The following is a 14,105-nucleotide window of genomic DNA, read 5'->3' as shown; positions in this document are numbered from 1 at the left end:
CATGACGACCACCGTCCGCCGCCTGCTCGACCTGACCGTCGAGGAGCACACGCTCACCGTCCCGCTCGTCTGGGAAGACCCGGCCGACACCCGCACGATCGACGTCTTCGCCCGCGTCGTCACACGCGAGGGAGGCGAACGACTCCCCTACCTCGTCTTCCTGCAGGGCGGCCCGGGACACGAGGCGCCGCGCCCGTTCCACTCGTCCGCCTCTCCGGCCTGGCTCGATGAGGCTCTCGCGCACTATCGGGTGGTCATGCTCGATCAGCGCGGTACGGGACTCTCCTCCCCTGTCGGGGACGCCGATCTCGTGCGAGGCTCCGCCGAGGTCGCCGAGTACCTCACTCACCTTCGCGCGGACTCCATCGTCCGCGACTGTGAAGCGATGCGCGAGAACCTCGGCGCCGAGACCTGGAGTGTGCTGGGGCAGTCTTTCGGCGGCTTCACCACTCTGGCCTACCTGTCGACCGACGCGGACTCGCTCGCTGACGTCTTCATCACGGGTGGTCTCAGCACCGTCAGCCGCCACCCCGACGAGGTGTACGCGCTCTGCTACGACAAGATGCGTGCAGCATCCGAGCGTTATTACTCCCGCTTCCCCGAGCACCGCGACGTGATGCGCAGGCTCGTCGACCTGGCGGCTGCCGGAGAGATCGTCCTCCCCGACGGAGAGATCGTGTCACCGTCGCGGCTGCGGTCCGTCGGCTCCGCTCTGGGCACGAACGACGGCTGGCAGACCCTCTGGTCGATTCTCGAGCGCGACCCCGCGTCGAACGCCTTCCGGCACGACCTCATGCACGCGATGCCGTACGGCGGTCGCAACCCCCTGTACTTCGCGTTCCACGAATCGAGCTACGCGAACGGACACGCGACACGCTGGTCTGCGGAGCGCGTGGAGCCAGCGGACTTCCGTTCCGACGTCACACTGTTCACGGGAGAGCACATCAGACGCGAGTGGACGGAGACGGTGCCCGCGTTCCAGCCGTGGCGGGACGTGGCTCTCGAGCTGGCGGACTTCGAGTGGCCGCGCATCTACGACGAGGTCGCCATCTCGGCATCCAACGCCCGTGGCGCCGCCGCCGTGTACGTGAACGATGCGTACGTGCCCATCGAGTACTCGCTCGAGACCGCTCGGCTGCTGCCGGGCATCCAGCTGTGGGTGACCAGTGAACATGAGCACAACGGGCTGCGCTCGGGCCCTGTACTGACTCGCCTGATCGATCTCGCGCACGGTCGCCGCATCCGCTGACATTCCGCTCGTGCTCGTCTACGCTGACGACATGAACGACATCATGGGCTGGGCAACCCTGGCGATGGTGCTTGTGGCGGGCCCCGCCCTGATCGTGTACGGCATGATGCACACGTTCTCGCGCAAGCCGGTAGAGCAGAAGTATGAGGGCATGGCGAACGGCGGGCTCGTGGGCGTCTTCGACAGCGTGTGGTCGCCGTCGGCGCACGAGGCTGCCATCGAACGCGACCGCCAGACGAAGCGCACCGCACCCGCGCCGTCCCCAGGGGATCCTCCCAGCCCGATCGTCGGCGATCGCATCGTCCTCACCCTCTGACGAATCCCGAACACGACGAAGGCCCCGGTTCGAATGAACCGGGGCCTTCGTCGTGCGGAGGTCGTCAGTTGGACGATCCGCCGAAGCCCTTGAAGCGCTGGTTGAACTTCTCGACGCGGCCGGCCGAGTCCATGATGCGCTGCTTGCCCGTGTAGAACGGGTGCGATGCCGACGAGATCTCGACGTCGATGACGGGGTACTCGACGCCGTCGAGCTCGATGGTCTTGTCGCCCGTCACGGTCGAACGGGTGAGGAACGTCTCTCCCGAGCCCAGGTCGCGGAACACGACAGCCTTGTACTCGGGGTGAATGTCAGTCTTCATGGGATTCCTTAGTTGCTGCCCTGGATTGTGCCAGGGACGAGGGAAGTCTGCGGTGCAGAATGCACCAAGGATCAATGCTACCAGATCGCGATCAGGATGCCGCGCGCGCGGCGTATCGGCCGTCTTCACCGGTCAGCACGATGGGCATGCCGAAGGTCTCGGTCAGCGTCTCGGCCGTGAGCGTCTCAGCCACCGGGCCCGCGGCCACGATCCGGCCCTCGCGCATCAGCAGCACGTGGGTGAAGCCCACCGGGATCTCCTCGACGTGGTGCGTGACCATCAGCATCGCCGGCGTCGTGGGCGACGAGGCATAACCGCTCAGCAGTGCGAGCAGCTCTTCACGCGACCCGAGGTCGAGCGACGCGGTGGGTTCGTCGAGAAGCAGCAGCTCGGGGTCGGTCATCACGGCGCGCGCGATCTGCACGCGCTTCTGCTCGCCGTCGCTCAGGGTGCCGAACGTGCGGTCTGCCAGGTGGTCGAGGCGCCAATCGCCGAGCACACGCAGAGCACGACGCTCATCGATGTCCTCGTAGCTCTCGTTCCAGCGGCCCAGCACCGAATACGCGGCGGTGAGCACGGTGTTCACCACCGTCTCGTCTCGGGGGACGCGCTTGGCCATCGCCGACGAGGCGAACCCGATGCGCGGCCGCACCTCGAAGACGTCCGTCCGGCCCAGGGTCTCGCCGAGCACGGTCACGGTGCCCGAGGTCGGGTGCATCAGCGTGTCGGCCAGCTGCAGCAGCGTGGTCTTTCCCGCGCCGTTGGGGCCGAGGATCACCCATCGCTGATCATCGTCGACCTGCCAGGTCACGTTATCGATGATGTTGCGCCCCTCGCGGCGCACGACGACGTCGGTGAATTCCAGAGCGCTCGACATTCCTCCAGCCTATCGGCTCAGTCGGTCAGCTCCGCGTAGAGCGCGCGCGTCGTGTCGGCGATCGACCCCCAGCTGAACTCGTCACGAGCCCTCTCGCGACCGGCCTCCCCGTACGCACGAGCACGCTCAGGATCGGAGGTGACCTCGGTCAGCACCCCGGCGAGGTCTGCGATGTAGCGCTCGGGGTCCACCGGCGTGCCCGTGCCGTCCTGCACCTGTTCGATCGGCACGAGCCGTCCGGTCACGCCGTCGGCCACGACCTCCGGGATACCGCCGGTCGCGGTGCCGACGACGGCCGCCCCGCACGCCATCGCCTCGAGGTTCACGATTCCCAGTGGCTCGTAGACCGATGGGCACACGAACGTGGTGGCGGCGGTGAGGATCGCGGAGAGCTCGTCGCGCGGCAGCATCCGGTCGATCCAGATGACACCGTCACGGGTCTGCTGCAGGAGCTTCACACCGTCCTGCACCTCGGCCATGATCTCCGGTGTGTCCGGGGCCCCGGCACAGAGGATGAGCTGCACCTCAGGGGGCAGCAGTCGTGCCGCCTGGAGCAGATAGGGCAGACCCTTCTGGCGTGTGATGCGCCCGACGAAGACGACGGACGGACGATTCGGGTCCATACCCACGGAATCGAGGAAGGCGGGGTTCTGCACCGGCCTCCACCGCTCCACGTCGATGCCGTTGTGGATCACCCGCACCTTCGCAGGGTCCACGGCGGGGTAGCTGCGCAGGATGTCGGCGCGCATCCCCGCACTCACGGCGATGACCGCCGCCGCGTTCTCGTAGGCCAGTTTCTCGATTCCGCTCGAGACGGCGTAGCCGCCTCCGAGCTGCTCCGCCTTCCACGGACGCAGGGGCTCGAGGCTGTGCGCGGTCAGGACGTGAGGGATGCCGTGCAGCTGCGAGGCGAGGTGCCCGGCGAAGTTCGCGTACCAGGTGTGACTGTGCACGACATCGGCGTCGGAGATCGCCGCGACGATCTCGAGGTCCGTCCCCAGCGTCTGCAGCGCGGCGTTCGCGGACGAGAGTTCGGCAGGCGTCCGGTAGGCGAAAGTCCCCGTCTCCTCACGGGGCGAACCGAAGGCTCGAACCCGTACATCGATATTCTGTCGCAGCGCCGTGACGAGCTCCGCGACGTGCACTCCGGCACCTCCGTAGATCTCCGGCGGGTATTCCTTCGTGATCATCTCGACGCGCATGTCTAGACGGTAGTGACTCACTTGTCCAGATGCTAGTTCGCCAGGCCGATTCGCCTCTATGGTTGGTGCATGTCCGCACCAAAGAAGATCTTCGGCATCATCCTCGCCGGCGGCGAGGGCAAGCGTCTCATGCCGCTCACAGGCGACCGCGCAAAACCGGCAGTTCCTTTCGGCGGACAGTACCGATTGATAGATTTCGCGATCTCGAACCTGATCAACTCGGGACTGAGACAGGTCGTCGTGCTGACCCAGTACAAGTCGCACAGCCTCGACCGGCACATCTCGCAGACCTGGCGGATGTCGGCACTGCTCGACTCGTACGTCACGTCGGTCCCCGCCCAGCAGCGCCTCGGCAAGCGGTGGTTCTCCGGCTCGGCAGACGCGATCCTGCAGAGCATGAACCTGATCAACGACGAGAAGCCCGACATCGTCGTCGTGATCGGAGCAGACCACGTCTACCGCATGGACTTCCGTCAGATGCTCGAGGCGCATATCGAATCCGGAGCGAAGGCCACCGTCGCCGGCATCCGCCAGCCCCTCGCGATGGCATCGCAGTTCGGTGTGATCGATGCCGACACGGAGACCGGACGCATCAAGCAGTTCCTCGAGAAGCCGACCGACATCGCCGGCCTCGAAGACTCTCCGCATGAGGTGCTCGCCTCGATGGGAAACTACATCTTCGACGCCGATGCACTGATCTCTGCCGTCGAGGCCGACGGCGAATCCCCCACCTCGGGCCACGACATGGGTGGCGACATCGTCCCGTACTTCGTCGACCGAGGCGAGGCGGGGTACTACGACATGAAGCAGAACGAGGTTCCGGGATCCTCGCCGCGTGACCGCTCGTACTGGCGTGACGTGGGTACGATCGACTCCTTCTTCGATGCGCACATGGATCTGATCTCGACGCTGCCTATCTTCAACCTGTACAACATGGAGTGGCCGATCCACTCGCAGGCGGTGAACTCGCCGCCCGCGAAGTTCGTGCGCGACTCTGTGGGCCGAATCGGCAACGCGATCGACTCCATCGTGTCTCTCGGATCCGTGCTCTCCGGTACGCACCTCGAACGCAGCGTGGTCGGTCCGTGGACGCTCGCCGGCGGCGGGTCGACGATCACCGACTCCGTGGTGTTCGACGGAGTGCGTGTGGGGGCAGGCTCACGGGTGCATCGGGCGATCCTCGACAAGAACGTCGTTCTCGCCGACGGCGCGACCGTGGGCGTCGACCGCGAGCGTGACCTCGCGCGTGGGTTCACCGTGACGGAGTCCGGCATCACCGTGGTGGGCAAGGGCGTCTTCATCGAGAGATGACACGGCGGCGGAGCGCCACGTCACGACGGACGTCGCGTCACTCTGCGATCGGTAGGCTCGGACCGTGACTTCAGCGCGCTTCCTCGTCGTCCTCGATGCCGATTCCACCCTCATCCGCAATGAGGTGATCGAGCTGATCGCCGACGAAGCCGGGCGTCGCGACGAGGTGCAGGCGGCGACAGAGGCCGCGATGCGTGGCGAGATCGACTTCGCGACGAGCCTGAGATCCCGCGTGGCTGCGCTAAAGGGCGTTCCCGTCTCCGGGTTCGCGCGAGTGCTCGCCCGCATCGAGCCGACCCCGGGGGTGCGTGAGCTGACGGCCGCCGTCCATGAGCGCGGCGGTGTCGTCGGCGTCGTCTCGGGCGGCTTCCACGAGATCCTCGACGACGTCGCCCCCGCACTCGGCGTCGACCGTTGGCGCGCGAATCGCCTCGAGATCGCAGACGGCGCCCTCTCCGGGCGCGTGGACGGCGAGATCGTGGACGCCGCTGCGAAGGCGACTTCGCTGCTGGCCTGGGCTGACGAGCTCGGAGTACCGCACCACGCGACGATCGCGATCGGCGACGGTGCCAACGATCTGCAGATGATGTCGGTCGCCGGGCTCGGACTCGCGTTCAACGCGAAGCCTGCTGTGCGCGCCGCGGCGAGCCTAGTCGTCGGCCCCCACGACCTTTCGGAGGTCATCGCGCTGCTCCCGTAGCGCATGTCGGTGGCCGGGTCTATCGTCGGGCCATGGACATCATCCTCATCCCGGGCCTCTGGCTCGATGCCTCCAGCTGGAGCGACGTCACCACGGATCTCGAGCGCGCCGGTCACACCGTGCATCCGTTGACCATGCCCGGTGTCGGAGCCTCTGCCGCGGAGTCATCAGAGATCGGCATCTCCGAGTGGGTCGACGCCGCCGTGGCCGCGGTCGACGCGGTCGGCGGGCCCGTCGTGGTGGTCGGGCACAGCGGTGGCGGCAATGTCGCGTGGGGCGTCGCAGATGCGCGCGCCGACGTCGTGAGCCGAGCAGTGTTCGTCGACACCGTGCCGCCGCCGTCCGGCTTCGGCATCAGCGCGTTCGAGGTGGTCGACGGCGTCGTCCCCTTCCCCGGCTGGGACTACTTCCCTGACGAAGACGTCGACGATCTCGACGATGAGACCCGCGCGCGCACCGCGCCCCTCGCACGAAGCGTGCCGGCCAGGGTGCCCACAGACGAGATCACGCTCGGCCCCGGGGCACGGCACTCGGTCCCCGTGACGCTGCTGATGGGCGGCATGGACCGAGACACTCTCGAGTCCGAGCTCGATCAGTGGGAGCCGTACGCCGACGAGTTCCGCGCCATCTCCGACGCAGAGGTCGTACGGATCGGGTCAGGGCACTGGCCGCAGTTCTCCGTGCCGCAGCGCCTGGCTGCGCTCATCGACGCGGCTGTCACCCGTCGCGAGGACTGAGAAACGCTCAGTGGCCCATCCCGAGGCCGCCGTCGACCGGAATCACGGCACCCGAGATGTAGCCCGACTCGTCGCTCGCGAGCCATGTGACGACGCCGGCGACCTCGTCGGGCGTCGCGAAACGGCCCGCCGGGATGTTCGCCTTGTACTGCTTCTGCGTCTCTTCGGGCAGTTCAGCCGTCATGTCGGTCTCGATGAATCCGGGGGCCACGACATTCGCGGTGATCCCCCGTCCCCCGAGCTCGCGCGTCAGCGAACGGGCGAATCCCACGAGTGCGCTCTTGGACGCGGAGTAGTTCACCTGGCCGGCGGAACCGTAGAGACCGACGACGCTCGAGATGAGGATCACTCGTCCGAAACGGGCTCGGAGCATGCCCTTGGACGCACGCTTGACGACCCGGAACGTGCCGCCGAGGTTCGTGGCGACGACACTGTCGAAGTCGTCTTCGCTCATCCGCAACAGCAGAGTGTCCTTGGTGATGCCCGCGTTGGCGACCACCACCTCCACGGGTCCGAGCTTCTGCTCGACCTCTGTGAACGCGGCGTCGAGCGCCACAGCATCCGTCACGTCGGCACGAACGGTCAGTGTGCCCTCGGGCCCCTCGCCGCTGCGAGCCGTGACAGCCACGCTGTAGCCGTCGCGCACGAAGCGTTCGGCGATGGCGCGGCCGATGCCGCGATTTCCGCCGGTGACGAGGACGACGCGCTGAGAACTCATTTCCACTCCTGATCTCGCCGCGAGGAACTGCGGCCGGGTCGAGAACGATCCTACCGATGCTCCATCCCTCGCGACGTTTGACAGATGCAGCCTGTCGCTGGAACCCTGAGTCCGACGAAAGGCGCGACAGTGAGCGACAGTGGCATCCCCATCCCGTCGAGCGAGACACCGCGGCCAGCCGCACCCCCGGCTCCCCCCGCACCGCCGGCATCATCATGGCCGGGCGCATCGAGCCCCGACCAGGTGACAGCGCCTCTCCCCCCGTTGAACGCCACGCAGCCCACGGTGCCGTACCCGCCGCAGATACAGGCGCAGGCCGGTCCGAACACCGAGGGCCCGCCGCCGTTTCAGAACCAGGCATATCCGGGCGCCGCACCGTCGTACGGCCCACCACCGGCCGCCCCCGCGTACGGACTCGCCCCCGCATCGCAGTCGACGTACAACACCGCACCGGCGCAGCCCGCCTATGCGCAGTACAACGGCCAGTACGCTCCTGCCCCGCGGCCCACGAGCGGCCTCGCCCTCACCTCGCTCATCTGCGGGATCTCGGGCGTGGCACTCTTCTGGTTGTTCGTACCGATGCTCGCGTCGATCGTCGCGGTCGTCACCGGACATCTGGCACTTCGTCAGATCAGGACGAGCCCTGTACTCGGCGGCCGTGGCATGGCCATCGCCGGCCTGATCATGGGCTACATCATGGTCGCTTTCCTGCTGTTCAGCGTTGCGATCACAGTGTTCAGCTTCCTCTTCCTCGGAGCATTCACCCTGCCCTTCATCTTCTCCGCGTGACGCCTGAGAACGGCGCGCCGTTCGATCAAGGTCGGCGTAGGCTTGACTCATCGTGAAGAGCAAGCCCCTGGTCCCCGCTGTGACCTCTCTGCCGCAATCGCCGCAGGCCGAGGCCGACCATCGCGTGCGCCGTTATGCGCTCACCATGACGATTCGCATCGTCTGCTTCGCCCTCATGATGTTCGTGCAGCCGTATGGCTGGTACACCTGGGTCTTCGCCGCTGCGGCGGCAGTGCTGCCGTACATCGCCGTGGTGTTGGCGAACGCCGGGAGCGACTCCACGGAGACGACTGCGGAATCTCCTCGCCAAGAGATCGAGGCGCCAGCCTCGGTACCTGAAACGCCCGCGCCGCCGTCGGACCCTCAGATCTTCACGATCCGGGAGAGCGGCCGGGACGACGCGTGAACGATCTGGAGTGCTCGCGCGCCGGATGCCGGAACGCGGCGACCGCCCAGGTCGTGTGGCGGAATCCGCGAATTCACGCCGCTGACCGCGAGAAGGTGTGGCTCGCCTGCGGTGAGCACGTCGTCTTCCTCCGTGACTACCTGGCCGCCCGCGATTTTCCCGTGACCGTGAGAGACGGTGTTCCTTCGTGAGTTCCCGCTTGACCCGCTGGACGGTCTACGTTCTGATCGCGATCGGCTTCGCCATCGGCTGCGCCTTCCTCTCCCAGTGGCAGTTCGACCGCAATGAGTCGCGCGCCGAGCAGATCGCCCTCGTCGAGAAGAACTACGACGCCACCCCGGTGCCGTTGATCGACCTCATCGGCAGCGACGGCGAGCTCGCCGAAGGCGACGTCTGGCACCCGGTGGTGCTCACCGGCGAATATCTGAGCGACGAGCAGCTGCTCGTTCGTAATCGGCCGCACGGCGGCACAAGCGCGTTCGAAGTGCTGGTGCCGTTCCGCGACGCGGACGGACGCATCTTCATCGTCGACCGTGGCTGGGTGCCGCCCGGCGACGGCGAGTCACCGGATGCCGTTCCCGCCCCACCCGAGGGTGAGGTCGAGGTCACCGTGCGATTGCGACCGGGAGAACAGCTGCCCGCCTCGGGCCGGGGCGCACCGGAAGGTCAGCTCCCGACGATCCATCTGCCCTCCATCGCGAAGATCGTGGATGGCGATGTCGTGACGAGCGCGTATGGGCAGATCGTCGCTGAGGACCCGTCTCCCGAGGTCGCACTCGGTGGATTCGACTCCCCCACCGACGACCCCGGGCCGCATCTCTCCTATGCGATCCAGTGGATCCTGTTCGCTCTCATGGGCTTCATCTTCATCGGGTACATCATCCGCACCGAGATCATCAAGAGACGAGAAGACCTCGAAGGCGCCCCTGCGCCTGTGACGCAGCCTCGTCGGCGCGACCGTGACGCCGACATCGAGGACGAGCTGCTCGACGCTCGCTGACCCCTCGATGAGCAGGCCTGCTCACCGGCTGGCGCCGCCGGCTGTGCGAAGCAGACGAGGCAGCTCATCGAGCGCAGAGATGCTCAGTCCGCGTCCTCCGTGTGCCTGGTGGCCGGCACCGAAATGGACGAAGTGCGCGCCGAACTCCTCCGCGTTCTCACGATCATGATTGGTATCGCCGATCAGGAGCACGTGCGCCGCCGGCAGGCCGGACTCCTTCAGCCAGTCCTCGATCACGTCCCTCTTCGACGCGCGGTACGGATCGTCGATCGCAAGTATCCTCTCGAAGGCTCCGCTGACACCGTGGGGAGCCATCTGGAGTTCGAGCAGATCCGGCAGGGTCGCCGAGGCGAGCACCTGACGAATCCCCATGCCCGCGACGTCATCGAGCGTCTGTCGAGCATGCAGATGGAGTCGTGACTCGCCTGCACGGGCTGCCAGGAGACGCAGGTACTGCGTGACGGCATCCTCGAAACGCTCATCATCGATTCCGACGTCCCGATAGAAGTCCTTCAGCGGGAACCGGAAAAGCGACCGATAGTCGTGCGCATCGACGAGTGGCGCCTCCCCATGCTCGATCAGCAGGTCATTCATCACCTGGAGGCAGATCTCGACATCGTCGAGCAATGTGCCGTTCCAATCCCAGCAGACGGCACGGATGTCGCTCAGAGAATCCACGGCATGGGCCGCTCTGGCAGTCTCACGCTGTCGTCCGGCAGGTGCGGCAGTTGTTCTCCCCCGGCTCGGATGCACAACCAGCGCAGCTCGCCGGTGACGCTCGGCAGAGCCCGCCACGTGCGGGCAACCCCCTGACCCACCCGGATCACCGTTCCGGCCCCGACGTCGACGATGTCGTCATCGAGCGCCATCTGCCCGCGCCCCTCGAGGAAGACGTAGAGCTCCTCGATTCGCGAATGCACGTGCCAGTAGCCCGCATGCTCACCCGGCGCGAGCGCGTTCGCCGTGAGGCCTATGTACTGCATCGTCAACTCGTGATCGACGACACGCCGACCGTCTCACGATCGCGCCTCGTCGAAGCCGCCGTGATGCGCCCGCCACTCGTCCAGCGCGCCGATCACGACCACCTCGTAGTCGCTCACCGTCTGTCGCCCTCGGTGAGTTGGTCGGCTGCTCGACCGCTGATCGTGCGGGTCCACCCCTCGGGACCGGGTTCGTAGACGATGCGCGAGTGACGTCGATCGGTCTCGCCCTGCCAGAACTCGACACGCGAGGGAACGATCCGCCACAGCACCCACTCGCCGGGGGCGATTCCTTCGCGTGCCGCCGCCGATCTCGCGGCGAGGTCTGCGGCGATCTCATCGGCGGACGCCTCCACGACGCGCCCGCGCACTCGAACCGCACGGACGATCGGCTGCCACCAGAAGTTCATCGCCGCGACCGGATGCGCGGCCAGTTGCGCAGCCTTGCGCGACGAGCGTGGTCCGGCGAACGCCCACCCACGCTCATCGACGTCTTTGAGTATCAGGGTGCTCGCGTCGGGAACGCCGGCGGCATCGACCGTCGCGAGGGTCGCCGCCAGGGGCTCGATGACCTCCAGGGTGATCGCCTCGGAGAGCCACGACAGGAAGAGCTCGTGTGGATCATCAGGCACGGCGCTCGGGTCGAGGGCTGGTGCATCACCTGTGAGAGAAGGCTGGGCACGCAGCCAGGCGGCGGTCGAACCGTGATCAGAGAAAGGAAAGGGCGTCACTCCCACGACTATGCCACTGTTGCCGCGGCGGGGCTGGAGCTGGCCAGTATGCCGCTCAGTGCGGCTCACGGCCCATGCTGCCCGCCACGACCGACAGGCTCCAAGCGGTGTCCGCGGCGTCGTAGATCACGCGCGTGTGACGACGGTCTCGCGAGCCCTGCCAGAACTCGATCCGGGTGGGGACGATCCGCCACAGCGCCCAGTCCCCGGCGGCGATCTCCTCCCTCGCGGCCGGAGATCGCGCGGCCAGGTCAGCAGCGCTCTCCTCTACTGTCGCTTCCTGCACCCGGCCACGCACGCGCACCGCGCGCACCTGAGGCTGCCACCAGAAGTTCAGTGCCGCCGCCGGTGAGGCTTCGAGCTGCGCCCCTTTGCGCGATGACCGCGTGCTGGCGAACGCCCACCCGCGCTCGTCGATCCTCTTCAGGATGAGCGTCCGGGCGTCAGGGATGTCATCGATCCCGGTCGTCGCCAGAGTCGCCGTGTGCGGCTCCGGCACTCCTGCCGCGTCCGCTGCGCGCAGCCATGTCGCGAACAGCGCTCGCGGATCGTCAGGCAGCGCTGCAAGGTCCCACTCCGGGGCGAATCCGGTGAGAGCGTGCCTGCCTCTCAGCCACTCATTCACTGAGAAGGATTCGAGGGCATGCTCATCGTGCGTCACGCTCTCGACTATGCCATGCGAGACGGAGTCTCAGGCGAGCTCGATGAGGTCCTGGTACTCCTGGCTCCAGAGATCCTCGACGCCGTCCGGCAGGATCAGCACGCGCTCGGGATTGAGCGACTGCACCGCCCCCGGGTCGTGCGAGACGAGCACGACAGCGCCCTCGTAATGCGCGAGAGCTCCGAGGATCTCCTCGCGCGAGGCGGGGTCGAGGTTGTTCGTGGGCTCGTCGAGCAGCAGCAGGTTCGCCGACGACACCACGAGCGTCGCCAGAGACAGACGGGTCTTCTCGCCTCCGGAGAGCACTCCGGCTGGCTTCAGCACGTCATCTCCCGTGAACAGGAACGAGCCGAGCACCCTGCGCGCTTCCATCTCGGTGATGTGCGGTGCGGCCGACACCATGTTCTCGAGGACCGATCGATTCACATCGAGGTTCTCGTGCTCCTGCGCGTAATAGCCGACCTTGAGCCCGTGTCCGGGCTCGAGCTGGCCGGTGTCGGGCTTGTCGACGCCGGCGAGCATGCGCAGCAGCGTGGTCTTTCCCGCACCGTTGAGCCCGAGCACGACGACTTTCGATCCGCGGTCGATCGCGAGGTCGACGTCGGTGAAGATCTCGAGCGACCCGTAGGACTTCGAGAGTCCGGTCGCCATCATCGGGGTCTTGCCGCAGGGAGCCGGCTTCGGGAAGCGCAGCTTCGCGACGCGGTCTTCCTGGCGGACGTCGTCGAGGCCGGCGAGCAGCTTGTCGGCGCGTGCGATCATCTGGTGAGCGGCAGCGGCCTTCGACGCCTTCGCCCCGAAGCGGGCCGCCTGCAGCTGCAGGGTCGTGGCCTTCTTCTCAGCGTTGGCGCGTTCCTTCTTACGGCGCTCCTCGTCGGCCACCCGCTGACGCAGGTAGTTCTTCCAGTTCATGTTGTAGGTGTCGATGATCTGGCGATTCGCGTCGAGGTAGAAGACGCGGTTGACGGTCTCGCCGACGAGCTCGACATCGTGGCTGATCACGATCAGCCCGCCCTTGTAGTTCTTGAGGAACTCACGCAGCCACACCACGCTGTCGGCGTCGAGGTGGTTGGTCGGCTCGTCGAGGATCATCGTCTCGGCGTCGGAGAAGAGGATGCGGGCCAGCTCGATGCGACGGCGCTGACCACCGGACAGCGTCGACAGCGGCTGGTCGAGGATGCGGTCGGGCAGCGACAGGTTGTTCGCGATGGATGCCGCCTCAGCCTCTGCGGCGTACCCACCCTGCCCTTCGAACTCCTCGGTCAGGCGCGCGTAGCGCTTCATCGCCTTCTCGGCGACCGCGGGGTCGTCTGATCCCATCGCGAGTGCCGCTTCGGTCATCCCGAGATTGAGCTGACCGAGTCCGCGCGCGTCGAGGATGCGGGTGCGTGCGAGGTCCTCGGGGTTTCCCGAACGGGGATCCTGCGGCAGGTAGCCGAGCTCGCCCGACCGCGTCACGTTGCCGCCGGAGGGCAGGACGTCTCCGGCGAGCACCTTGGTGAGCGTGGTCTTGCCTGCACCGTTGCGGCCGACGAGACCGATCTTGTCTCCGTCGCTCACACGGAACGACACGTTCTCCATAAGGAGGCGTGCGCCCACGCGGATCTCGAGTTCGTGCACGGCAAGCACAGGCGGGATGTCCGTTCTTTCAGGGGGGAAGCGGCCGAGGGGCCAAACTCCCAGTATAGATCGATCGGCTGTGTGTTCAGTCGACGTGCAGTGTTCAGTCGAAGTAGAGATGGTGGTGCAGTCGACAACCCGGATTGAACCCGGCCGAGCACTCGGGACATCCCTGCGCCACGAGGTAGGCGTGGACGCTCAGCAGCGCCCCGCACACACCGCACAGGACCGCCTGCGTCTCACGTTCGTCGCGACCCCACTGCCGCGCCTCATGACCGGCGATCTCCTCGTGGCACAGATGGCACGGATACCAGTCACCGCAGCAGGCGAACCTGAGCGCGATGACGTCGAGCGGACCGCGGTAGTGCTCGCAGCGGGTCTCGCCGTCGACCACGAGCCCGTGCACAGTGACATCACCGACGCGTGTCGGACGGTCAGCCGATCTACCTCTCCGGGTGGATGCGGTCGATACCTCAGGGTGATGCC

Annotated in this window: 19 protein-coding genes; 9 read left to right on the top strand and 10 right to left on the bottom strand. The window is 66.8% G+C overall.

Annotation, left to right across the window (positions count from 1 at the left end):
- Position 1 precedes the first annotated feature (1 nt).
- Both ACZZZN_RS05750 and ACZZZN_RS05745 read left to right on the top strand, forming a co-directional pair.
- Positions 2-1,249, top strand: coding sequence for an alpha/beta fold hydrolase (locus ACZZZN_RS05750; RefSeq protein WP_463504232.1), 1,248 nt, complete (start codon positions 2-4; stop codon positions 1,247-1,249).
- Between the two features lie 31 nt (positions 1,250-1,280).
- Positions 1,281-1,565: a hypothetical protein gene (locus ACZZZN_RS05745; RefSeq protein ID WP_463504231.1), complete on the top strand. Its 285-nt coding sequence runs from the start codon at positions 1,281-1,283 to the stop codon at positions 1,563-1,565.
- A gap of 64 nt (positions 1,566-1,629) precedes the next feature.
- On the opposite strand, the gene ACZZZN_RS05740 is transcribed toward ACZZZN_RS05745, so the two are convergent.
- The 3 genes from ACZZZN_RS05740 to glgA all read right to left on the bottom strand — a co-directional run bounded on the left by ACZZZN_RS05740 (position 1,630) and on the right by glgA (position 3,966).
- Positions 1,630-1,887 carry a type B 50S ribosomal protein L31 gene (locus ACZZZN_RS05740; protein ID WP_463504230.1) on the bottom strand — a complete coding sequence of 86 codons (258 nt, stop codon included), beginning with the start codon at positions 1,885-1,887 and terminating at the stop codon, positions 1,630-1,632.
- 91 nt (positions 1,888-1,978) lie between these two features.
- The gene (locus ACZZZN_RS05735; RefSeq protein ID WP_463504229.1) at positions 1,979-2,764 is read right to left on the bottom strand and encodes an ABC transporter ATP-binding protein; all 786 of its coding nucleotides are present in this window, start codon (positions 2,762-2,764) and stop codon (positions 1,979-1,981) included.
- Positions 2,765-2,781: 17 nt separating this feature from the next.
- A complete protein-coding gene (gene glgA / locus ACZZZN_RS05730) occupies positions 2,782-3,966 on the bottom strand; it encodes a glycogen synthase (RefSeq protein ID WP_463504228.1) in 1,185 nt (394 codons plus the stop codon).
- Positions 3,967-4,035: 69 nt separating this feature from the next.
- Between glgA and glgC the strand changes: the two genes are divergently transcribed.
- From glgC to ACZZZN_RS05715, 3 genes are all read left to right on the top strand, one after another.
- A complete protein-coding gene (gene glgC / locus ACZZZN_RS05725) occupies positions 4,036-5,277 on the top strand; it encodes a glucose-1-phosphate adenylyltransferase (protein ID WP_463504227.1) in 1,242 nt (413 codons plus the stop codon).
- A gap of 64 nt (positions 5,278-5,341) precedes the next feature.
- Positions 5,342-5,977 (top strand): phosphoserine phosphatase SerB, encoded by a 636-nt coding sequence (gene serB / locus ACZZZN_RS05720; RefSeq protein WP_463504226.1) that lies wholly within the window; start codon positions 5,342-5,344, stop codon positions 5,975-5,977.
- Between the two features lie 32 nt (positions 5,978-6,009).
- A complete protein-coding gene (locus ACZZZN_RS05715; protein ID WP_463504225.1) occupies positions 6,010-6,714 on the top strand; it encodes an alpha/beta fold hydrolase in 705 nt (234 codons plus the stop codon).
- Between the two features lie 7 nt (positions 6,715-6,721).
- Here the strand turns inward: ACZZZN_RS05715 and ACZZZN_RS05710 are convergent, their stop codons facing one another.
- A complete protein-coding gene (locus tag ACZZZN_RS05710) occupies positions 6,722-7,432 on the bottom strand; it encodes a beta-ketoacyl-ACP reductase (protein WP_463504224.1) in 711 nt (236 codons plus the stop codon).
- A gap of 243 nt (positions 7,433-7,675) precedes the next feature.
- On the opposite strand from ACZZZN_RS05710, the gene ACZZZN_RS05705 reads away from it, so the two are divergent.
- From ACZZZN_RS05705 to ACZZZN_RS05690, 4 genes are read left to right on the top strand one after another with little or no spacing between them, the layout of a single operon-like run.
- Positions 7,676-8,221, top strand: coding sequence for a DUF4190 domain-containing protein (locus ACZZZN_RS05705; protein WP_463504223.1), 546 nt, complete (start codon positions 7,676-7,678; stop codon positions 8,219-8,221).
- A gap of 52 nt (positions 8,222-8,273) precedes the next feature.
- Complete coding sequence (locus ACZZZN_RS05700; RefSeq protein WP_463504222.1) at positions 8,274-8,627, top strand: DUF3099 domain-containing protein; 354 nt, start codon at positions 8,274-8,276, stop codon at positions 8,625-8,627.
- On the top strand, positions 8,624-8,818 hold the full coding sequence (locus tag ACZZZN_RS05695; protein WP_463504221.1) for a hypothetical protein: 195 nt from the start codon (positions 8,624-8,626) through the stop codon (positions 8,816-8,818). Before ACZZZN_RS05700 ends, ACZZZN_RS05695 begins: the two co-directional genes overlap by 4 nt.
- Positions 8,815-9,627 (top strand): SURF1 family cytochrome oxidase biogenesis protein, encoded by an 813-nt coding sequence (locus ACZZZN_RS05690; protein ID WP_463504220.1) that lies wholly within the window; start codon positions 8,815-8,817, stop codon positions 9,625-9,627. Before ACZZZN_RS05695 ends, ACZZZN_RS05690 begins: the two co-directional genes overlap by 4 nt.
- A 21-nt stretch (positions 9,628-9,648) precedes the next feature.
- Here ACZZZN_RS05690 and ACZZZN_RS05685 read toward each other — a convergent pair whose 3' ends face one another.
- From ACZZZN_RS05685 to ACZZZN_RS05660, 6 genes are all read right to left on the bottom strand, one after another.
- Positions 9,649-10,305: an HAD family hydrolase gene (locus ACZZZN_RS05685; protein ID WP_463504219.1), complete on the bottom strand. Its 657-nt coding sequence runs from the start codon at positions 10,303-10,305 to the stop codon at positions 9,649-9,651.
- Positions 10,293-10,610 carry a cupin domain-containing protein gene (locus tag ACZZZN_RS05680; protein ID WP_463504218.1) on the bottom strand — a complete coding sequence of 106 codons (318 nt, stop codon included), beginning with the start codon at positions 10,608-10,610 and terminating at the stop codon, positions 10,293-10,295. The genes ACZZZN_RS05685 and ACZZZN_RS05680 overlap by 13 nt, the downstream gene beginning before the upstream one ends.
- A 113-nt stretch (positions 10,611-10,723) precedes the next feature.
- Positions 10,724-11,239 carry a pyridoxamine 5'-phosphate oxidase family protein gene (locus tag ACZZZN_RS05675; RefSeq protein WP_463504217.1) on the bottom strand — a complete coding sequence of 172 codons (516 nt, stop codon included), beginning with the start codon at positions 11,237-11,239 and terminating at the stop codon, positions 10,724-10,726.
- A gap of 154 nt (positions 11,240-11,393) precedes the next feature.
- Complete coding sequence (locus ACZZZN_RS05670) at positions 11,394-11,999, bottom strand: pyridoxamine 5'-phosphate oxidase family protein (protein WP_463504216.1); 606 nt, start codon at positions 11,997-11,999, stop codon at positions 11,394-11,396.
- 30 nt (positions 12,000-12,029) lie between these two features.
- Positions 12,030-13,628 carry an ABC-F family ATP-binding cassette domain-containing protein gene (locus ACZZZN_RS05665; protein ID WP_463504215.1) on the bottom strand — a complete coding sequence of 533 codons (1,599 nt, stop codon included), beginning with the start codon at positions 13,626-13,628 and terminating at the stop codon, positions 12,030-12,032.
- 94 nt (positions 13,629-13,722) lie between these two features.
- Positions 13,723-14,025: a CHY zinc finger protein gene (locus tag ACZZZN_RS05660; protein ID WP_463504214.1), complete on the bottom strand. Its 303-nt coding sequence runs from the start codon at positions 14,023-14,025 to the stop codon at positions 13,723-13,725.
- Positions 14,026-14,105: the final 80 nt, after the last annotated feature.

The organism is Microbacterium sp. AC145 (assembly GCF_979258505.1).
Note: the sequence above shows the minus strand (reverse complement) of the source record. Positions and strands in the feature narration are given on the sequence as shown.

Excerpts from the sequence above, each read along its gene's own strand:
- ACZZZN_RS05750 (WP_463504232.1), top strand. The coding sequence starts at position 2 with ATGACGACCACCGTCCGCCGCCTGCTCGACCTGACCGTCGAGGAGCAC.
- ACZZZN_RS05680 (WP_463504218.1), bottom strand. The coding sequence starts at position 10,610 with ATGCAGTACATAGGCCTCACGGCGAACGCGCTCGCGCCGGGTGAGCAT.
- ACZZZN_RS05735 (WP_463504229.1), bottom strand. The coding sequence starts at position 2,764 with ATGTCGAGCGCTCTGGAATTCACCGACGTCGTCGTGCGCCGCGAGGGG.
- ACZZZN_RS05745 (WP_463504231.1), top strand. The coding sequence starts at position 1,281 with ATGAACGACATCATGGGCTGGGCAACCCTGGCGATGGTGCTTGTGGCG.
- glgA (WP_463504228.1), bottom strand. The coding sequence starts at position 3,966 with ATGCGCGTCGAGATGATCACGAAGGAATACCCGCCGGAGATCTACGGA.
- ACZZZN_RS05740 (WP_463504230.1), bottom strand. The coding sequence starts at position 1,887 with ATGAAGACTGACATTCACCCCGAGTACAAGGCTGTCGTGTTCCGCGAC.
- ACZZZN_RS05710 (WP_463504224.1), bottom strand. The coding sequence starts at position 7,432 with ATGAGTTCTCAGCGCGTCGTCCTCGTCACCGGCGGAAATCGCGGCATC.
- glgC (WP_463504227.1), top strand. The coding sequence starts at position 4,036 with ATGTCCGCACCAAAGAAGATCTTCGGCATCATCCTCGCCGGCGGCGAG.
- ACZZZN_RS05715 (WP_463504225.1), top strand. The coding sequence starts at position 6,010 with ATGGACATCATCCTCATCCCGGGCCTCTGGCTCGATGCCTCCAGCTGG.